17 protein-coding genes are annotated in these 17,417 nt (G+C 64.6%); 14 read left to right on the top strand and 3 right to left on the bottom strand.

Annotated features, from left to right (window positions below; genetic code table 11):
• The first annotated feature begins 2 nt into the window (after positions 1-2).
• The 13 genes from NCS28_RS28065 (at position 3) to NCS28_RS28005 (ending at position 12,561) form a co-directional block, all read left to right on the top strand.
• On the top strand, positions 3-1,394 hold the full coding sequence (locus NCS28_RS28065) for an LLM class flavin-dependent oxidoreductase (RefSeq protein ID WP_250517042.1): 1,392 nt from the start codon (positions 3-5) through the stop codon (positions 1,392-1,394).
• Complete coding sequence (locus NCS28_RS28060) at positions 1,387-2,226, top strand: TauD/TfdA dioxygenase family protein (protein ID WP_250517041.1); 840 nt, start codon at positions 1,387-1,389, stop codon at positions 2,224-2,226. The genes NCS28_RS28065 and NCS28_RS28060 overlap by 8 nt, the downstream gene beginning before the upstream one ends.
• Positions 2,223-3,593, top strand: coding sequence for an LLM class flavin-dependent oxidoreductase (locus NCS28_RS28055; protein WP_250517040.1), 1,371 nt, complete (start codon positions 2,223-2,225; stop codon positions 3,591-3,593). The genes NCS28_RS28060 and NCS28_RS28055 overlap by 4 nt, the downstream gene beginning before the upstream one ends.
• Positions 3,594-3,616: 23 nt before the next feature.
• Positions 3,617-4,813, top strand: coding sequence for an acyl-CoA dehydrogenase family protein (locus NCS28_RS28050; RefSeq protein WP_250517039.1), 1,197 nt, complete (start codon positions 3,617-3,619; stop codon positions 4,811-4,813).
• A gap of 128 nt (positions 4,814-4,941) precedes the next feature.
• Positions 4,942-5,898, top strand: coding sequence for an AraC family transcriptional regulator (locus NCS28_RS28045; RefSeq protein WP_250517038.1), 957 nt, complete (start codon positions 4,942-4,944; stop codon positions 5,896-5,898).
• Positions 5,899-5,990: 92 nt separating this feature from the next.
• Positions 5,991-6,557, top strand: coding sequence for a carboxymuconolactone decarboxylase family protein (locus tag NCS28_RS28040; protein WP_250517037.1), 567 nt, complete (start codon positions 5,991-5,993; stop codon positions 6,555-6,557).
• Entirely contained in the window at positions 6,554-7,633 is a 1,080-nt protein-coding gene (locus tag NCS28_RS28035) for an acyl-CoA dehydrogenase family protein (RefSeq protein WP_250517036.1), read from the top strand. The genes NCS28_RS28040 and NCS28_RS28035 overlap by 4 nt, the downstream gene beginning before the upstream one ends.
• On the top strand, positions 7,633-8,406 hold the full coding sequence (locus NCS28_RS28030) for an ABC transporter ATP-binding protein (RefSeq protein ID WP_250517241.1): 774 nt from the start codon (positions 7,633-7,635) through the stop codon (positions 8,404-8,406). The genes NCS28_RS28035 and NCS28_RS28030 overlap by 1 nt, the downstream gene beginning before the upstream one ends.
• Positions 8,407-8,425: 19 nt before the next feature.
• The gene (locus tag NCS28_RS28025) at positions 8,426-9,616 is read left to right on the top strand and encodes an ABC transporter substrate-binding protein (protein ID WP_250517035.1); all 1,191 of its coding nucleotides are present in this window, start codon (positions 8,426-8,428) and stop codon (positions 9,614-9,616) included.
• On the top strand, positions 9,609-10,436 hold the full coding sequence (locus NCS28_RS28020) for an ABC transporter permease (RefSeq protein ID WP_502801242.1): 828 nt from the start codon (positions 9,609-9,611) through the stop codon (positions 10,434-10,436). The genes NCS28_RS28025 and NCS28_RS28020 overlap by 8 nt, the downstream gene beginning before the upstream one ends.
• A gap of 703 nt (positions 10,437-11,139) precedes the next feature.
• A complete protein-coding gene (locus NCS28_RS28015; protein WP_250517239.1) occupies positions 11,140-12,009 on the top strand; it encodes a manganese catalase family protein in 870 nt (289 codons plus the stop codon).
• A 74-nt stretch (positions 12,010-12,083) separates the two neighbouring features.
• Positions 12,084-12,338: a DUF378 domain-containing protein gene (locus tag NCS28_RS28010; RefSeq protein WP_250517034.1), complete on the top strand. Its 255-nt coding sequence runs from the start codon at positions 12,084-12,086 to the stop codon at positions 12,336-12,338.
• A gap of 19 nt (positions 12,339-12,357) precedes the next feature.
• A complete protein-coding gene (locus tag NCS28_RS28005) occupies positions 12,358-12,561 on the top strand; it encodes a CsbD family protein (RefSeq protein WP_250517033.1) in 204 nt (67 codons plus the stop codon).
• A 127-nt stretch (positions 12,562-12,688) separates the two neighbouring features.
• Here NCS28_RS28005 and NCS28_RS28000 read toward each other — a convergent pair whose 3' ends face one another.
• Positions 12,689-13,642 carry an AraC family transcriptional regulator gene (locus NCS28_RS28000; protein ID WP_250517032.1) on the bottom strand — a complete coding sequence of 318 codons (954 nt, stop codon included), beginning with the start codon at positions 13,640-13,642 and terminating at the stop codon, positions 12,689-12,691.
• 121 nt (positions 13,643-13,763) lie between these two features.
• On the opposite strand from NCS28_RS28000, the gene NCS28_RS27995 reads away from it, so the two are divergent.
• The gene (locus NCS28_RS27995) at positions 13,764-15,140 is read left to right on the top strand and encodes an NAD-dependent succinate-semialdehyde dehydrogenase (RefSeq protein WP_250517031.1); all 1,377 of its coding nucleotides are present in this window, start codon (positions 13,764-13,766) and stop codon (positions 15,138-15,140) included.
• Between the two features lie 20 nt (positions 15,141-15,160).
• Here the strand turns inward: NCS28_RS27995 and NCS28_RS27990 are convergent, their stop codons facing one another.
• Together NCS28_RS27990 and NCS28_RS27985 are read right to left on the bottom strand one after the other, a co-directional pair.
• On the bottom strand, positions 15,161-16,531 hold the full coding sequence (locus NCS28_RS27990) for an MFS transporter (RefSeq protein ID WP_250517030.1): 1,371 nt from the start codon (positions 16,529-16,531) through the stop codon (positions 15,161-15,163).
• Positions 16,532-16,554: 23 nt separating this feature from the next.
• Positions 16,555-17,382 (bottom strand): enoyl-CoA hydratase-related protein, encoded by an 828-nt coding sequence (locus NCS28_RS27985; RefSeq protein WP_250517029.1) that lies wholly within the window; start codon positions 17,380-17,382, stop codon positions 16,555-16,557.
• Between the last annotated feature and the right edge of the window lie 35 nt (positions 17,383-17,417).

Raw genomic sequence — 17,417 nt, 5'->3', positions numbered from 1 at the left:
CCATGTCAAAAGAGATTCGCATCAACGCGTTCCTGGCCTTTGCGCCGACGCATCTGTCGCCCGGACTATGGGCGCATCCGCGCGACCGCGCGCTCGACTACAACTCGCTGTCGCTGTGGACCGATCTCGCGCGCACGGCCGAGCGCGGCGGCTACGATGCGCTCTTCTTCGCCGATGGCATCAGCCAGTACGACGTCTACGGCGGATCGAACGCCGCCGGCGTACGCTGGGGCCTGCAATTTCCGCGTCTCGATCCGCTGCTGCTCGTCTCCGCGATGGCGCAGGTTACCGAGCATCTGGGTTTCGCGGTGACGAGCAGCGTGAGCTACGAGGCGCCGTTCCTCTTTGCGCGACGCATGTCGACGCTCGATCATCTGACGCGCGGGCGCATCGGCTGGAACATCGTGACGAGCTTCGGGCAGAGCGGCTCGCGCGCGATCGGCCAGCCCGATGCGCGGCCGCACGACGAGCGCTACGACCTCGCGGACGAGTACATGGAGATCGTCTATCGGCTGTGGGAAGAGAGCTGGGAAGACGGCGCGGCGGTGCGCGACCGCGAGGCGCGCGTGTTCGCGGACCCGCAGCGGGTGCATGAGATCCGCCATGAAGGCCGCTTCTTCTCGGTGCAGGGCACGCATTATTCGGAGCCTTCGCCGCAGCGCACGCCGCTGCTCTATCAGGCGGGCACGTCCAATCGCGGCAAGGATTTCGCCGCGCGTCACGCCGAATGCGTGTTCCTGAGTTCGCCGACCGCGCATCTGGTGGCGCGCGATGTCGCCGACGTGCGCGCACGCGCTGCCGCGCGCGGGCGCGATCCCGCGTCGGTGCTGTTCTTTTCGCTCGCGACCGTGATCGTCGCGCCGACCGCCGAGGAAGCGCAGGCGAAATGGCAGGACATCCAGCGCCACGTGAGCCTCGAAGGCGCGCTCGCGCTGTTCTCGCGCTGGAGCGGCATCGATCTGTCGAAGTACAGCCCCGACGATCCGCTGCGCTACGTGAAGAGCGAAGGCATGCAATCGGCCATCGAAGCCTTCACCGTCGCCGACCCCGAACGCGTGTGGACCATCGGCGAACTGGCGATCTTCAATGCGATCGGCGGCAAGGGCCCGGTGTTCATCGGCTCGCCCGCCGAAGTCGCGGATGCGCTCGAAAGCTGGAAAGCGCAGACCGGCGTCGATGGCTTCAATCTCAGTCACGCGCTCTTGCCCGGCACGCACGAGGATTTCGTCGATCTCGTGGTGCCCGAACTGCGGCGTCGCGGGGTCTACAAGCCGGCCTATCGCGCGGGCACGTTGCGCGAAAAGCTCTATGGCGAAGGTCATGCGCACCTGTCCGCGCCGCATCCCGCCGCCGCGCATCGCGCTGCGTCCATCGAGGAACACGATCATGCTTGATACCGCATACGAAACCATCACCGTGCAGCCGCTGACGCGCCATATCGGCGCGCTGATCGGCGGGATCGATCTGACGCGGCCGCTCGCGCCCGAACAGGTGAGCGACGTGCGCCGCGCATTGCTCGCGCATCAGGTCGTCTTCTTTCGCGACCAGCCGATCACGCTCGACCAGCATCTCGCGCTCGGCCGTTACTTCGGCACGCTGCACGTTCATCCGAACAGCCCCGGCCCGGACGGTTATCCCGAGATCCTGACGATTCATAGCGATGCGACCACGAAGCGCGTCGCGGGCGACCGCTGGCATTCCGACGTTTCATGCGACGAAGCGCCGCCGCTCGGCAGCATCCTGCATCTGCACACGCTACCGGCGCACGGCGGCGACACGCTCTTTTCCAGCGCTTATGCGGTGTATGAATCGCTGTCGCCGGGGTTTCGAACGTATCTCGAAGGGCTGACCGCGACGCACGACGGCGAGCCGACTTATCGGCAACGCAACCGCCTGCGCGGCATCGACGATAGCGGCAAGACATTCCCCAAAGCTTCGCATCCGGTCGTTCGCACGCATCCGGAAACGAGGCGCAAAGGCATCTTCGTCAACTCGAATTTCACGACGCATATCGACGGCGTGCCCGCCGCCGAAAGCGAAGGCATCCTGCGCCTGCTGTACGAACGCTTCGCGTCGCCCGAATTTCAGGTGCGCTTTCGCTGGGAGCCGCATTCCATCGCCTTCTGGGACAACCGCGCCGTGCAGCATCTGGCCGTGTGGGATTACTACCCGGAAGTGCGCTCGGGCTATCGCGTAACGATCAACGGGGACAAGCCTTTCCTATGAGCACGCCAAAGCAAATTCGGGTCAACGCGTTCGCGCTGCACAGCCCGGTGCATCATTCGCCGGGCATGTGGCGGCATCCGCGCGACCGCTCGCTGGAGTACAACACGCTCGACTACTGGGTCGATCTGGCGAAGACGCTGGAGCGCGGGCTCATCGATTCTCTCTTCATGGCCGACAGCATCGGCGTGAACGATGTGTACGGCGGCAGCATCGACACGGCGTTGCGTCACGGCGCGCAAGTGCCCAAGCAAGACCCTGTGATGGCGCTCTCCGCGATGGCCTGGGCGACGCGCGATCTCGGCCTGTGCGTGACGAGCAACGCCAACCACGAGCCGCCTTACGTGTTCGCGCGCCGCATGTCGACGCTCGATCATCTGACGCGCGGGCGCATCGGCTGGAACATCGTGACGGGCTTCGCGCAGAGCAGCGTGAAAGTGCTAGGCAAGGACGGCATCGCCTCGCGCGACGAGCGCTACGACATCGCCGACGAATATATGGACGTCGTCTACAAGCTGTGGGAAAGCAGTTGGGAAGACGGCGCGAGCGTGCGCGATACGGCCACGGGCATCTTCGCCGATCCGTCGAAGGTGCATCGCGTCGAACATGAGGGCAAGTATTTCAGGGTGCAGGGCATCCATATGACGGAGCCTTCGCCGCAGCGCACGCCGGTGCTCTTTCAGGCGGGCTCGTCGGCGCGCGGGCAGCGCTTTGCGGGACGTCACGCCGAGGGCATCTATCTGAGCGGGCCGAGCAAGAAGGTGCTCACGCCGGTCGTGTCGGGCACGCGCGCCGAAGCGGTGAAAGCCGGCCGCGATGCGCGCGATATCCAGTTCTTCACGATGGCGACCGTCATCACCGGCCGCACGTCGAAGGAGGCGCGCGACAAGTACGAGGACTATCGCCGCTACGTCACGCCCGAGGCCGCGCTCGCGATGTTCTCGGGTTGGACCGGCATCGACTTTTCGACCTACGACCCCGACGAGCCGATCCGCTACATGCAGCTCGACGCCGGCACGTCCTCCGCGCTCGAAGGCTTCACGAAGCTCGATCCGGAGCGCGTGTGGACGGTGCGCGAACTCGCGCTGCACAACGCGATCGGCGGGCGCGGGCCGGTGTTCGTCGGCGCGCCGGATGAAGTGGCGAACGCGCTCGAAGAGTGGGTCGATGAAACGGATATCGACGGCTTCAACCTGAGCTATGCGGTCACGCCCGAAGCCTATGAGGATTTCGCGGATTTCATCGTGCCCGAGTTGCAGGCGCGCGGCCGCTACAAGACGGCCTACGCGCCGGGCACCTTGCGCGAAAAGCTCGGCGGCGCGGGCGGACGCCTGAACGATCGCCATCCCGGCGCGGCCTTTCGACGATAACTTTTCTTTTGCAGATACCGATCATGAGCACGACCCCGTATCACGAAGCACTGGCCGCCCTTCCCGCGCTGGCCGCTGAAATCGGCGTCGACGCCGCGCAGCGCGAAGTGCGCCGCGTATTGCCGTTCCCGGCCTTCGACGCATTCCGCCGCTCCGGTCTCGGCGCGTTGCGCATTCCTGTCGAGCGCGGCGGTCTCGGCGGCACGCTCGAAGATGCGATTCACGTCGTCACGACGCTCGCCGCCGCCGAGTCCAACGTCGCGCATGCGCTGCGCGTGCATTTCGACGTGGTCGAATCGCTGCGGCTCGCACCGCGCACGCCCTTCCACGACCGGCAGATTCGCCGCATCGTCGAAGGGGCGCTGTTCGGCGGGGCATCGGGCGAACAGGGCACGGCGCGCGCGGGCGAGATCGAGACCGTGCTGCGGCGCGAAGGCGACCACTTTCGCGTGACGGGCAAGAAGTACTACACGACGGGCACCGCATATGCCGATTTCGTTCGCACCAATCTCGTCGATGAAGACGGCAAAGGCGTCACCGCGATCATCCCGGTGCGCGCCGAAGGCGTCCAGGTGCTGGACGACTGGGACGGCATGGGCCAGCGCATGACCGCGAGCGGCAGCACGGTGTTCGACAACGTCCGGGTCGAAGCGAACGAAGTGACCGAAAAAGGTTACGGCTCGCTCGCCGGACGGCACGGCGGTGCGTATCGCCAGTTGCATCTGGTGGCGGTGGCGGCGGGCATCGTGCGCAGCATCGTCGCCGATGCGCGCGCTTACGTGACCGCGCATGGCCGCCCCGTTCTGCACTCCGACGCGACGAGCGCGCGCGAGGACGTCTTCATTCAGCAGGTCGTCGGGGAGTTGTCGGCGCTGAGCCATACCATCGACGTGCTGGTGCGCGAGAACGCGCGCACGCTCGACCTTTCATCGAACGCGATCCTGCATGGCGACGCAAACGCGGATGAGCTCGTGCTGCAAAGCGCGCTCGCCACGGCGCGCACGCAGATCGTCGTCGGCAGGCTCGCCTTGCAGGCGGGCGAGCGGCTCTTCGATGCAGGCGGCGCATCGGCGACCTCGCGCAAGCACAACTTCGACCGCCACTGGCGCAATCTGCGCACGATCTTCAGCCACAACCCGCTGCATCACAAGGCCAAGGTGATCGGCGACTATGTGCTCAATGGCGTGAAGACGCATCTGGTGGAGGGCCGCACGTTCTGAGCGCGGCCACGCCGCGCGCCATATCACCGAAACGCATATGCATCGCAGGAAGGCTTGTTTTGCGGGCGCGCCGCGCGACGATAAGCTGACGGCTTGCCCGTCGAATTCTCCCGCCTCGCGAACTCATCATGCCGACATCCGCCGAACAAGCCGCCGACTGGCTGCTCTCGGGACTCGAACTGCGCAGCACGCTCTTTCACGTAGGGCGGTACTGCGGCGCGTATCGCGCGTCGACGGCGGGTCATCAGCGCGCGAGCTTCCATCTCATTCTGGAAGGCGCGTGCTGGCTGCATCTTCCCGCGAAGCCCGGACGGGCGGCGAGCGTCACGCGCCTCGTCGCGGGCGACGCCGTGTTCCTGATGCGCGACATGGCGCATTGCCTTTCGCCCGACCCCGCCGCGCCCGGCCGCGACGGCTTCGCGGTGCGCATCGGCGCGATGACGCCGCTCGATGCGTCGCCCGCATCGGCCGATGGCGTGGCGCTCGCCTGCGGCTTCTTCGAGTTCCGCTCCGATCTCGGCGATGCGATCAACGGGCTGCTGCCCGATCACATCGTCGCGCGTCACGACGATGCGCGGCTCGCGGGCGCGCGTGCAACCTTCGATCTGATCCGCGCCGAAGCCGCGCGCACGAACGACGCACCCTCGCCGCTCATCAATCGTCTGACCGACGTGTTGTTCTTCTACGCACTGCGCGCGGTCGCGAGCGCGGACGATTTCGCCCCGGGCCTGTGGAGCGTTATGCGGCGCGCGGAATTCGCGCCGCTCGTCAGCGCGATCATCGAGAAGCCTGGCGACGACTGGAGCACGCATGCGATGGCGGCGTTCTGCCACATGTCGCGGGCGCGCTTCTGCAAGCAGTTCGCCGAAGTCTGCGGACAGCCGCCCGCGCAGTTTCTCGCGCTGCTGCGCATGAAGGTCGCGGCCGAAATGCTGAGGCAAGGCGCATCGACCGTGAACGCGGCCGAATACGTCGGCTACCAGTCCGAATCCGCCTTCGCACAGGCGTTCAAGCGCATCACCGGCCTGCAACCGGGCGCGTGCCGCCGCGAAGGCGCGGGCGCGCCTGAAACGCGCGTGCACTGAGTCGAGACGAATCCGCAGGAACGAGAGACGCTGACGCATTGCCCGGTCATGCCGCGCCGCCGACAATGAAGCTTTCTTCGTTCGAGGATGTCATGAGCCGCCTGCCCCTGCAAACCATCGAAAGCGCGCCTGAAGCAAGCCGTCCCTTCCTGCAAAAGTCGCTGGCCGCCAACGGCTTTCTGCCCAATCTCGTGGCCGCGCTCGCGAATGCGCCGGTGGCGCTCGAAACGTACTTGACCGTCGGCGAGATCAACGGGAGAGGCGGCCTCACGCTGGCGGAACGCGAAGTCGTGCAGATCACCGCCGCCGCCATCCACGGCTGCGGGTTCTGCGTCGCGGGCCATACCGCCGTCGCGCTGAAGAAAGCTCAGTTGCCCGAAGCGCTCGTCGACGAGATCCGCGCGCAAGGCACGCTGTCCGATGCGCGGCTCGACGCCGTCGCAAGCTTCACGCGCGCGGTCATCGCGACGCGCGGCGCCGTCTCCGACGATACATTCGCGGCCTTCCAATCCGCAGGCTTCACCGACGCGAATGCGCTCGAAGTCATTCTTGGCGTGAGCCTCGCGACGCTCTGCAACTTCGCCAACAACCTCGCGCGCAACGATCTGAATCCGCAGCTCGAAGCGTATCGCTGGGAACCGAAGGCGCAGCCCGCATGAACGCGCCCGATTCTTTCGACTCGCTCGCCGCCTGGCTCGACCTCCATGCCGAGTCGCTCGACGCGGACGCGTCACGCGCGTCGGACGTGCTGCCGCAACTCGTGCGCGGGCGCGCGGTCGGCGTGGGCGTGCCCGAGGCGCTTGGCGGTGCGGGCGGCACGATCGCCGATGCCATCGACACGGTAGCGGCCGTCGCGCAACGTTCGCTGACGGCGGCCTTCGTGCTGTGGGGACATCGCACGTTCATCGAGTACGTTCTTCAGAGCGACAACCACGCGTTGCGCGGACACGTGTTGCCGCGTCTGCTGAACGGCGAGATCGCCGGCGCGACGGGCCTCTCGAATGCGATGAAGTATCTGTCGAACATCGAAGCGTTGCAAATGCACGCGACGCGCCACGCCGACGGCTTTTCGCTGAGCGGCGGCCTGCCCTGGATCACGAACCTGCGGCGCGAGGGGTTCATCGCGGCGGCGGCGTTCGATCACGACGACGGCGCGCCGCCTTCCATCTTCGCGATCGCCCACGATGCGCCGGGCGTCGCACGCAGCGGCGATCTCGATCTGATCGGCCTGCGCGCGAGCAACACGGCGGCGCTGACGGTGAACGGCACGGTACTCGACGAACGTCACCGCCTCACCGCCGATGCACGCAACTGGCTGCTTCGCGTGCGCCCCGCGTTCCTCGGACTGCAATGCGGCATGTCCGTCGGGCTTGCGCAGGGCGCGCTGCTGGCGACGGCTCAGGCGGGCGCGTCGTCGCGTGAATCGATCCGCGCGGAGACCGAGGCGCTCGAAGCAGCGCTCGCGGGACAGCGCGTCGCGTTGAAGCAGGGCGTCCTCGACGGAACCTTCTTCGAGCGCCCCTCCGCGCTCTTCGAACTGCGCATCGCGCTCGTCGATACGGTCACGCGCGCGCTCTCGCTCGAAGTGCAGGCGAGCGGCGGACGCGGCTATCTGCGCAATCAGGGCGGCACCGCGCGGCGCGTGCGCGAGGCGTCGTTCATTCCGATCGTCACGCCGAGCCTCGTTCAGTTGAAAGCCCAGCTCGCGCAGCAACGCCTCGCGAGCGCCGCGTGATGCGGTCCGACACGCGAGGCGCGCACATCGACGTGAGCGGCGTCACGCTGCGCTATGCGACGCGCAGCGTGCTCAACGGCATCGATCTGAGCGTCGCGCCGGGCGAACTGGTCGCGCTGCTCGGGCCGAGCGGATGCGGCAAGTCATCGCTGCTGCGCATCATCGCCGGCCTGACGCGGCCGGGTGCGGGCAACGTGCGCATTGATGGCGAGGCGGTCACGGGTCCGCGCTCGGACGTCGCGCTCGCGTTTCAGGACCCGTGCCTGCTGCCGTGGCTCACGGTCGAGCGCAATGTCGCGTTCGGGCTGACTTTCGCGCGGCAGCCGCATCTCGCGCGGGCGAGCCGCAAGGTGCGCGTGACGGATGCGCTCGAAGCGGTCGGCCTCGAACATGCGCGGGGCTGGCTGCCCGCGCAACTGAGCGGCGGCATGGCGCAGCGCGCGGCGCTCGCGCGCAGTCTTGCGCGAGAGCCGCGCGCCCTCCTGCTCGACGAGCCGTTCGGCGCGCTCGACGAAGTCACGCGCGCGGACATGCAGCAATTGCTGATCGACGCGATCCGGCGCACCGGCGCGTGCGCGTTGCTGGTCACGCACGACATCGACGAGGCGCTCGTCGTCTCCGATCACATCGTGCTGCTCGGCAATCGCGGCACGCTCGTCGGGCGCTGGTCGGTGAACCTGCCGCATCCCAGACAGACGCAGATTCGATCGCTCGGCGAGCTGCGCATTTCAATCCTTCAGGCGCTGCAGAACTCGATATCAGAGGCCGCCTGAATCAGCGGGGACGAATTCGATGTGCTCATTACCGATGTCACGGCGCGAATGGCTCAAGCTCGCGTCGCTCTTCACCGTCGCGGGCGCGGCGCCGCTTCTGAAGTCATTCGATGCGCGCGCCGCCGCCGAGCCGGACGCGCCCGTGCGCATCGGCTATCTGCCGATCACCGACGCGACGCCGCTGCTCGTCGCGCACAACAACGGTTATTTCGAAGCGGCCGGCATCACGGCCGAGAAGCCGACGCTCTTGCGCAGTTGGGCGCAGCTCGTCGAAGCCTTCCTGTCCGGGCAGGTCAATGTCGTGCATCTGCTCTCGCCGATGACCGTCTGGGCGCGCTACGGCAGCAAGGCGCCCGCGAAGGTCGTCGCGTGGAATCACGTGAACGGTTCGGCGCTGACGGTCGCGCCGGACGTCGATACGCTCGCGGATCTCGGCGGCAAGACGGTGGCCGTGCCGTTCTGGTATTCGGTCCACAACGTCGTGCTGCAGGACATGCTGCGCGCGCAGGGTCTCACGCCCGTGCTCAAGCGCACGAGCGCGCCGGGGCCGAAGGAAGTCAACCTGATCGTGATGCCGCCCTCCGACATGCCCCCCGCGCTGGCCGCGAAGCAGATCGCGGGCTATATCGTCGCGGAGCCTTTCAATGCCGCCGCCGAGCAACTGAACGTCGGCCGCGTGCTGCGCTTCACCGGCGACGTCTGGCGCGATCACGCGTGCTGCGTGATCTTCATGCACGAGCAGGATCTGACGCAACGCGCGGCGTGGTCGCAGAAGGTCGTGGATGCGATCGTGAAGGCGCAACTGTGGACGCGCGCGCATCCTGAAGACGCGGCGAAGCTGCTATCGAAGGAAGGCGCGAATCGCTATACGCCGCACGCGTCGCAACTCCTCGCGCGCGTGCTCGCGCCGCAGGCAGGCGACCAGGGCCGCTATCTCGGCGACCGCGCGATCCAGCATGCGGACTGGCATTCGAAGCGCATCGACTTTCAGCCCTACCCTTATCCGAGCTATACGGAAGAACTCGTGCGCCGTCTCAAGGCGACGCAGGTGGACGGCGCGAACGGCTTCATCGCGTCGCTGGATCCGGCGAAGGTCGCCGCCGAACTCGTCGACGACCGCTTCGTGAAGAAGAGCATCGAAGCCGCGGGCGGCATGGCCGCGTTCGGGCAGAGCGCGGGCTACGCGCGCAAGGAGACGATCCTTGTCTAGCGTGCTCGTTCGACCGGCGTCCGTCGCGCAAGAGCGCAGGCCGCGTGCGCGCTCCCCTTGGCGTGGCGTGGTGCTGGGCGTCGCGGGACTCGTCGTGACGATCGGCGTCTGGTGGCTGGCCGTCGCGCTGCTCGCGGGACACAACGCGCTCGCCGCGCAATTCGCGCCGCTGCGCGCTTGGCAGGCGCTGCCCGCGCTCATCACCGAAGACCGCCTCGCCGATCATGTCGCGACGAGCCTCAGGCGCATCGCCGTGGGACTTGGCTGGGCGCTCGTCGTCGGCGTGCCGCTGGGCTTCGCCATCGGCCGCATCCGCTGGCTGGAGCAGGCGCTCTCGCCGACGCTGCAATTCCTGCGCATGATCTCGCCGCTCTCGTGGATGCCGATCGCGGTGATGTCGCTTGGCGTCGGCGATCACGCCGTGTACTTCCTGCTCGCGTTCGCCGCGGTATGGCCGCTCGTGATGAGCACGGCAGCGGGCGTCGCGCATCTCGACCGCCGCTGGATCCAGCTCGGCGAAAGTCTTGCGGCGACCCGCGCCGAAATGCTCTGGCACATCTACGTGCCGGGTATCGCCGCGCATGTGCTCACGGGCGCGCGGCTCGCCATCGGCATTCTGTGGATCGTGCTGGTGCCGGCGGAGATGCTCGGCGTGAGCGCGGGTCTCGGCTATCTGATTCTGGATACGCGCGACCGCCTCGCGTATTCCGAGTTGACTGCCGTCATTCTCGTGATCGGCGCGCTCGGATTCGCGCTGGATCTGGCTGCGCGCGTGGTTGCGGCCCGTTTGCGCGGGGGTGCGCCAGTGCGCGAAGACTGAGGCGGTTCGTATACGCGAGGCGAGGCACTTCGCGTTCGACGCAAATGCATTGACCGACGATACAAATTAACGCGTTGTCGCTGCAAGCGTTGATAGCCGGTACGAGCCGTGAGTCGAGCCAACGCGACGATCCAGCGCCGCGCCTTGTCGGAGATGACACGGCGCGCCCAACAGTCTTCCGATCAGACTTCCGGCCGCCATGATCCCGCCACTCGACCAGTCGATGGACGGTGGAGCGGTGATTCGTTCGCGTCGCGCTCAGCCGTCCTCCAAGCATCCGCTACATTTGGAATGGCAGATTTTGCTAGGTTGTCCGAGCTAATAATCGAGCGCCACGTACATGTCGACGTTGAGCAAATCATGGACGCGTCGCTAGTCCGGATGCGAGACCAACCGAGCGTTACCTGGTGGACTTCGACACCAGGCTTTAATTCGATAATCAGGCCGGGTTACTTCGCCGTGGGCACGGCCGTTGCGCTGAACGATGAACACTGTGGACCCGTACCCGTATGTATCAGCGCAGGTGCGCGGTTCGTCCCAGTCATCTCGCCAGCGCGACACTCGCGCTGAGGCCCGCGGCCACCTACTGCAAGTGACGTCTTCGACGCTCCTCTCAGCAGCCTCGGGATCCAAACAATACGACTCCAGTTTATCGCGCTGTCCCAAGGCGAGGAATCCGATCGTCCCTGCAAAGGAGCCAGATATGTTCGTTCACAATAAGCGTCTGCAATACACCGTCCGCGTTGCCACGCCCAATCCGGGCCTGGCCAATCTACTGCTTGAACAGTTCGGCGGGCCACAAGGCGAGCTTGCCGCGGCATGCCGCTATTTCACTCAAGCCGTCTCTGAAGACGATCCGGGCCGCAAGGATCTTCTCTTCGATATCGCAACCGAAGAGCTGAGTCATCTCGAAGTGATCGGATCGATCGTCGCCATGCTGAACAAGGGCGCCAAGGGGCAACTCGCCGAGGGCGTCGAGCAAGAGGCAGAACTCTATCGTTCGCTCACAGGCGCCGGCAATGATTCGCACATCACGTCGATTCTGTACGGCGGCGGCCCTTCGCTGACCAACTCGGCAGGCGTGCCCTGGACGGCAGCGTACATCGATACGATCGGAGAGCCGACCGCCGATCTGCGTTCGAATATCGCCGCCGAGGCCCGGGCGAAGATCGTCTACGAGCGGCTTATAAACGTCACGGAGGATCCGGGCATCAAAGACGCGCTCGGCTTTCTCATGACGCGCGAGATTGCGCATCAGAAGTCCTTTGAGAAAGCGCTGCACTCCATTCAGCCGAACTTCCCGCAAGGCAAATTGCCGGGTAATCCGGAATTCACGAGCGTGTACTTCAACATGTCGAAGGGCGACGACGCTCGCGGCCCGTGGAACGAAGGCGGCGATTGGCAATTCGTCGAAGACCCGCAGCCCGCTGTCGATGGCGGCGACGGAACAGCTACCGTCACGGTGTCCGAAGAAGACGTGCGGACGCTGCAGTCGATGGCTTCGCGCACCGCATCCGATCCAACCGCCGATCCGACCACCGGCGCAGATCTCGGCGCTGGAAAGGCCGCTTGACCGCGGCAAGAAGTGTTTGTCCGGAACCGCGCTCGGGCGCGGTCCAATCCACGTAATTCACGAGGACTTTAGCCATGCAAACTGTTACATCGAAAGGAACCGTATCGGTTCATCGCAATCCGATTGATTGGGTTGCAGGCGCATTGGTGATCATCGGCGCTATCAACTGGGGCCTGGTCGGACTGATTCAGCTCGACCTTGTCGCGACGATATTCGGAGCAGGCTCAGTGCTCGCGCGCATCGTCTACGTGCTGGTCGGGATTGCCGGCATTTATATGCTCGTGCGGGCGTTCATCACGCCGCGCGATCACGCACTCGCGCAGCACTAACGAGCGCCAGGAGGCGCATATGAACAGCGACCAGAAAGAAGGTATCAAAGAACAGATCAAGGGCTGGGCGGATACTGCAATCGGTACTGTGACGGGAAACGAAGATCGCAAGCTGAAAGGCGATGTCGAGATCACGAATGGCGCCAATCGAAAAGACTATGGCGACCAGAAGGACAACATCGAAAAGGGGGTTGAAGACCCCGGCGAGCCGACGAACCAGTGAAGACAATTGGTCGTTCTTCACGCTGCATGGAGCTGCGGAGACCTGTCCGTTTTGTTGGATAGGCTCCGCTTCATCACGCTGTGCGGCGAATTCGTTTCACGGCGTTGGCACCGTCTATTACCGACGCTCAATGCGACGACACATACACCGCACCGGTATCTGCATCCGGCATTGCAAACATCCGCTTCATACGCAAGATCTCCTGCGAAGGCGTGCCCCCAAATAGCCGCTTGAACTCCCGGCTGAATTGCGACGGACTTTCATATCCGACCTGTGCGCTCGCCGCAGCCGCAGTCATGCCTTGTCTCGCCATTAAAAGACGCGCCTGATGAAGCCGCGTCGACTTGAGGTACTGCAAGGGCGATGTATTCGTCGTGGTTCTGAAATGCGCATGGAACGAAGGAACGCTCATCCGCGCTTCGGACGCAAGGTCTTCGATCGACAAAGGCTCTGCGTAGCTCGAATGAATCTTCCTGAGCGCCTTCGATATACGCCCGAAATTACCTTGCCGGTTCAATGCCGCCCGCATCGATCCGCCCTGCTCGCCGATGAACACGCGAAAATAGATCTCGCGAACGAGCGCCTCGCCAAGTATCGTAATTTCCAGCGGATTGCGCATTGCGCGCAGCAAGCGCAGAACCGAATCGCCGAGCGCGACATCCAGCTTTGTCGTTGCCATGCCACGCGGTTCTTTCGGCACGAAGCCGCTTCGCTCGCCGATCTGCATGAGCATTTCCGCCGCCAATCCCATGTCGAGACGCAGATAGATTGCTAGCAAGGGTTCCGTCTCGCTTGCATCCGTTTCCATCGAGAAAGGCAACGGCAACGATACGACCAGATAATGCTGCGCGTCGTAGTGGTATACCGTGTCGCCGAGAAAGCCTCTCTTTCTTCCCTGACACACGATGACGATGCCCGGCTCGTACAACACCGGCGTTCGTGTGAGCGACCGGTTCGAGCGCAGCAGACGTATATCGCGCATCGGCGTCAGGTTGTAGCCTTCCGACGGCGCCAGTTCGAGCATGAGCGCGATCATCTCGGCGCGCACGCGCGTCAATGCTTCCTCTTCCACACTTCCCATACTCTCAGCCTCTGTCATAGGATCAGGCAAGGTTTTCAGAAGATCATGCGTTCGCATAACCTCGCGCGAACCATAGCATTCGATCACGCCAATCGATTCATCCACGAAAGGAGAGATCAGCATGATCGATGTGTTCAATCCCGCGGACGGCACGCTCGTCGGCCGTGCGCCATTGCATTCCGCAGTTGAAGTCAGCGCCGCGATAGATCGCACTTGCGCGGCCTTCCCCGCCTGGTCGCGCACGCTCGCGAAACAGCGCAGCGAACTGCTGCGCAAATGGTTCGATCTCGTCAGCGCGGACAAGCGCGCCTTCGCCGAATTGCTGTGTCTGGAGAACGGTAAGTGCGTCGCCGAAGCGCTCGGCGAAATCGACTACGGGCTCGGCTTCATCGAGTGGTATGCGGAAGAAGCCAAACGCGTGTATGGCGACACCATTCCCACGCATGCAAGCGATGCCGTCGTGCTCGTCACGAAAGAGCCGGTCGGTCCGGTCGCGGCCATCACACCGTGGAATTTTCCGTTCATGATGATCACGCGTAAGGTGGCAACCGCACTCGCGGCCGGATGCACGGTCATCATCAAGCCGGCTGAGCAAACGCCGCTCACCGCGTACAAGCTGCTCGAATACGCGCGCACGGCGGGCATTCCGGAGGGCGTCTTCGAAATGGTGACGGGCGATCCCGTCGGCATCGGCGAACGCTTCACGAACGATCCGCGCATCAGGAAGATCTCGTTCACCGGATCGACGGCCATTGGAAAGTTGCTCGCGCAGCGAAGCGCCGGCACGCTCAAGAAGATGACGATGGAGTTGGGCGGCAACGCACCCTTCATCGTGTTCGACGATGCCGATCTCGATGCAGTCGCACGCGGGCTCGTCGCCGCCAAGCTGCGCAACGCCGGGCAGGTTTGCATCTCGCCGAACCGCATCTATGTACAGTCGGGCGTGCACGACCGGCTCGTCGCGCGCATCAAGGAACTGGTCGATGAGATTCCCGTCGATCAGGGCTTGCAAGAGCGGTTCGTCGTGGGTCCGCTCATCAATCGGAAGGCGCTCGACAAGGTTGCCCAACTCGTGGACGACGCCAAGGCGCACGGCGCGAAAGTCGTGCTCGGCGGCAGCACGCACGCGCGGGGCGAACTCTTCTACGCGCCCACGATCCTCACGGATCTGACCGACGACATGCGAATCCGCTCGACCGAAATCTTCGGGCCCGTCTTTCCGATCTATCGCTTCGACACGGAGGATGAAGTCATCGCGCGCAGCAACGACACGGCGTACGGTCTCGTCGCCTACGCGTGGACGCGCGATCTCGGGCGCTCGTTCCGGCTGTCGCGCAATATCGAATCGGGCATGGTGATACTGAACTCCGGCTCCGTGGGCACGGCATCGGTGCCCTTCGGCGGAGTCAAGGAATCGGGCTACGGGCGCGAAGGCAGTCATTACGGCATCGAGGAATATGTGCACGTCAAATACACGCTGATGGCCGGCCTCGCCTGACCTCCGAAAGCGAGCCCGACTCAGCGCGTGGTCACTGCTTCAGCGGCGGGATGCGCCGGCATTCCGCCGCCGTGCGCGCTTCTCATGCGCGCATCCTGCTTCAGGCCCCAGACCCACGTCACGACGAGACAAGGCAGCAGCGAAGCGATCGAGTAGCCGACTCCCGCGAGCGTATTGCCCGTCAGATTGACGAGCGACAGACTGATCAATGGCAGGAACCCGCCGAAGACCACATTGCCGAGTTGTTGCGCGAGGCCGAAGCCGGTCGTGCGGCTCTGCGGCGGAAAGCTTTCGGCGACGAACGCGGGCAGCGGCGCCATGATCATCGCGGTGAGCACGGCAAGCACGGCGATCAAGAGCGAGACCGAGATCCATTGCGACGACACCACGCCCGCCCTGATGCCCGCGAACACCGGATAAGCCGCCGCGATCCACATGACGATGCCGATCAACATCACGCGCGCGCGCCCGACGGCATCCGATAACTTGCCGAACACCGGATACAGCGGCGCGGCAATCAGGATGCCCACGCCGAGACACAGGTTCGCCTGCATCGGTTCGACCTTGAGGACGTTCTGCAAGAAATAGAGCATGTAGACGATCGACGTGTACAGCGACACCGACGTGCCGCCCTGCGCGCCGAACATCGCAACGAGAATCGCTTTCCAGGAAGTCCTGCTCGATAGCGTCTCCTGCAAAGGCCGCTTCGAGAGCCGGCCCGCGTCGCGCATCTCCGCGAAGACCGGCGTTTCGGTCATGCCGAGCCGTATCCACGTGGCGACAGCGACGATCGGCGCCGAGATGAGAAACGGGACGCGCCATCCCCAGGACAAGAAGCTCGCTGCATCGAGCGAGAGCTTCAGCGCCGACACGACGGCGAGCGCAAGCAGCAAGCCGATGCTCGCCGTGCTTTGCAAGACGCTGGTCGCCATTCCCTTGCGGCCTTCGGGCGCATGTTCCATCACATAGACGACGGCCGAGCCGTATTCGCCGCCGAGCGCGACGCCCTGCACGATGCGCAATGCGAGCAGCGCGACCGGCGCGGCGATGCCCGCGACCGCATAGGTCGGCAAACAACCGATGCCCACGGTCGCGACGCCCATGATCGCAAGCGTGATGACGAAGGTCTTCTTGCGCCCGATGCGGTCGGCCATCGGACTGAAGATCACGGTTCCCAGCGGGCGTGCCACATAGGCGATCCCGAAGGTGGCGACGCCAGCGAGTGCGGCCACGGACTTGTCGGTGGATGGAAGGAACAGATGCGTCAAAGTCGCCGTCAGTGCGACGTAGACGAAGAAGTCGTAATACTCGAGCATCGTTCCGAGACTCGATGTGACGATGATTCGCAACATGCCTGGACGACGATGAACGTTGCGCGCTCCGTTGATCATGTTTGTCTCCTCCGATGAATATGTCAGGCGGTGCCGTACTCGGTCCGCTGCGACTTGCGTCGAGCCTGCTGTTCGATGAACGCGGACACCGCCTGTTTGTGCTCGCTCCCGCAAAGCAGAATGGCCTGCATGTTCGCCGCCATTTCGAGCGCGGCGGACAACGTACAGTGCGACGACTCGCGTACCAGCTTCTTCGCCATACGCAGCGCGAGCGGCGGACTGCTGGCGATGCGCCGCGCGAACGCGAGGGCTTCGCGCTCGAGCGCGTCATCGGGATAAACGCTCGTGACGATCCCGAGCCGCATCGCCGTTTCCGCATCGATGAACTCGCTCGTCAGCGTCAGTTCGAGCGCCTTTGCAGGCCCTACGATGCGCGACAGAAACCACGCGCCACCGATGCCCGATACAAGTCCGAGGCGCAGAAAGCTCTCCGCGAAGACAGCGCGCGTTCCAGCGAGCCGGATATCGCACATCAACGCGAGATCACAGCCCGCGCCGATTGCCGCGCCGTTCACCGCGCAGATCGACGGCACGTCCAGTTCACTCAGCGCGCGCGTGATACGGTGCAGACTCGTAAGAAGGCGTTCACGCACGCGTTCTATGCCGCCGTCCATCAGATCCGTGCCGCTTTGCATGTCCTTCACGTTTCCGCCCGTGCAGAAGTGCTTCGACGACGAACGCAACACGAGACAGTGCACATCGGCCCTGCGCTGGACGCTTTCGAGCACGTCGGATAACGCTTCGGTCATCGCTACCGTGAGCGCGTTGCCATTCGCAGCGGCATCGAGCGTGACGGTCATCACGCCTGCTTCCACCGCGTAGCGCACGAGCGGCGCTTCGTCCAGTTCCATGTTCTTTTCCTCCACGTTTGCTTCCTCCAGGTTGT

The sequence above is a fragment of the Caballeronia sp. INDeC2 genome, from assembly GCF_023631325.1.
Classification (GTDB): domain Bacteria; phylum Pseudomonadota; class Gammaproteobacteria; order Burkholderiales; family Burkholderiaceae; genus Caballeronia.
This window is presented reverse-complemented; position numbering and strand designations above follow the sequence as displayed.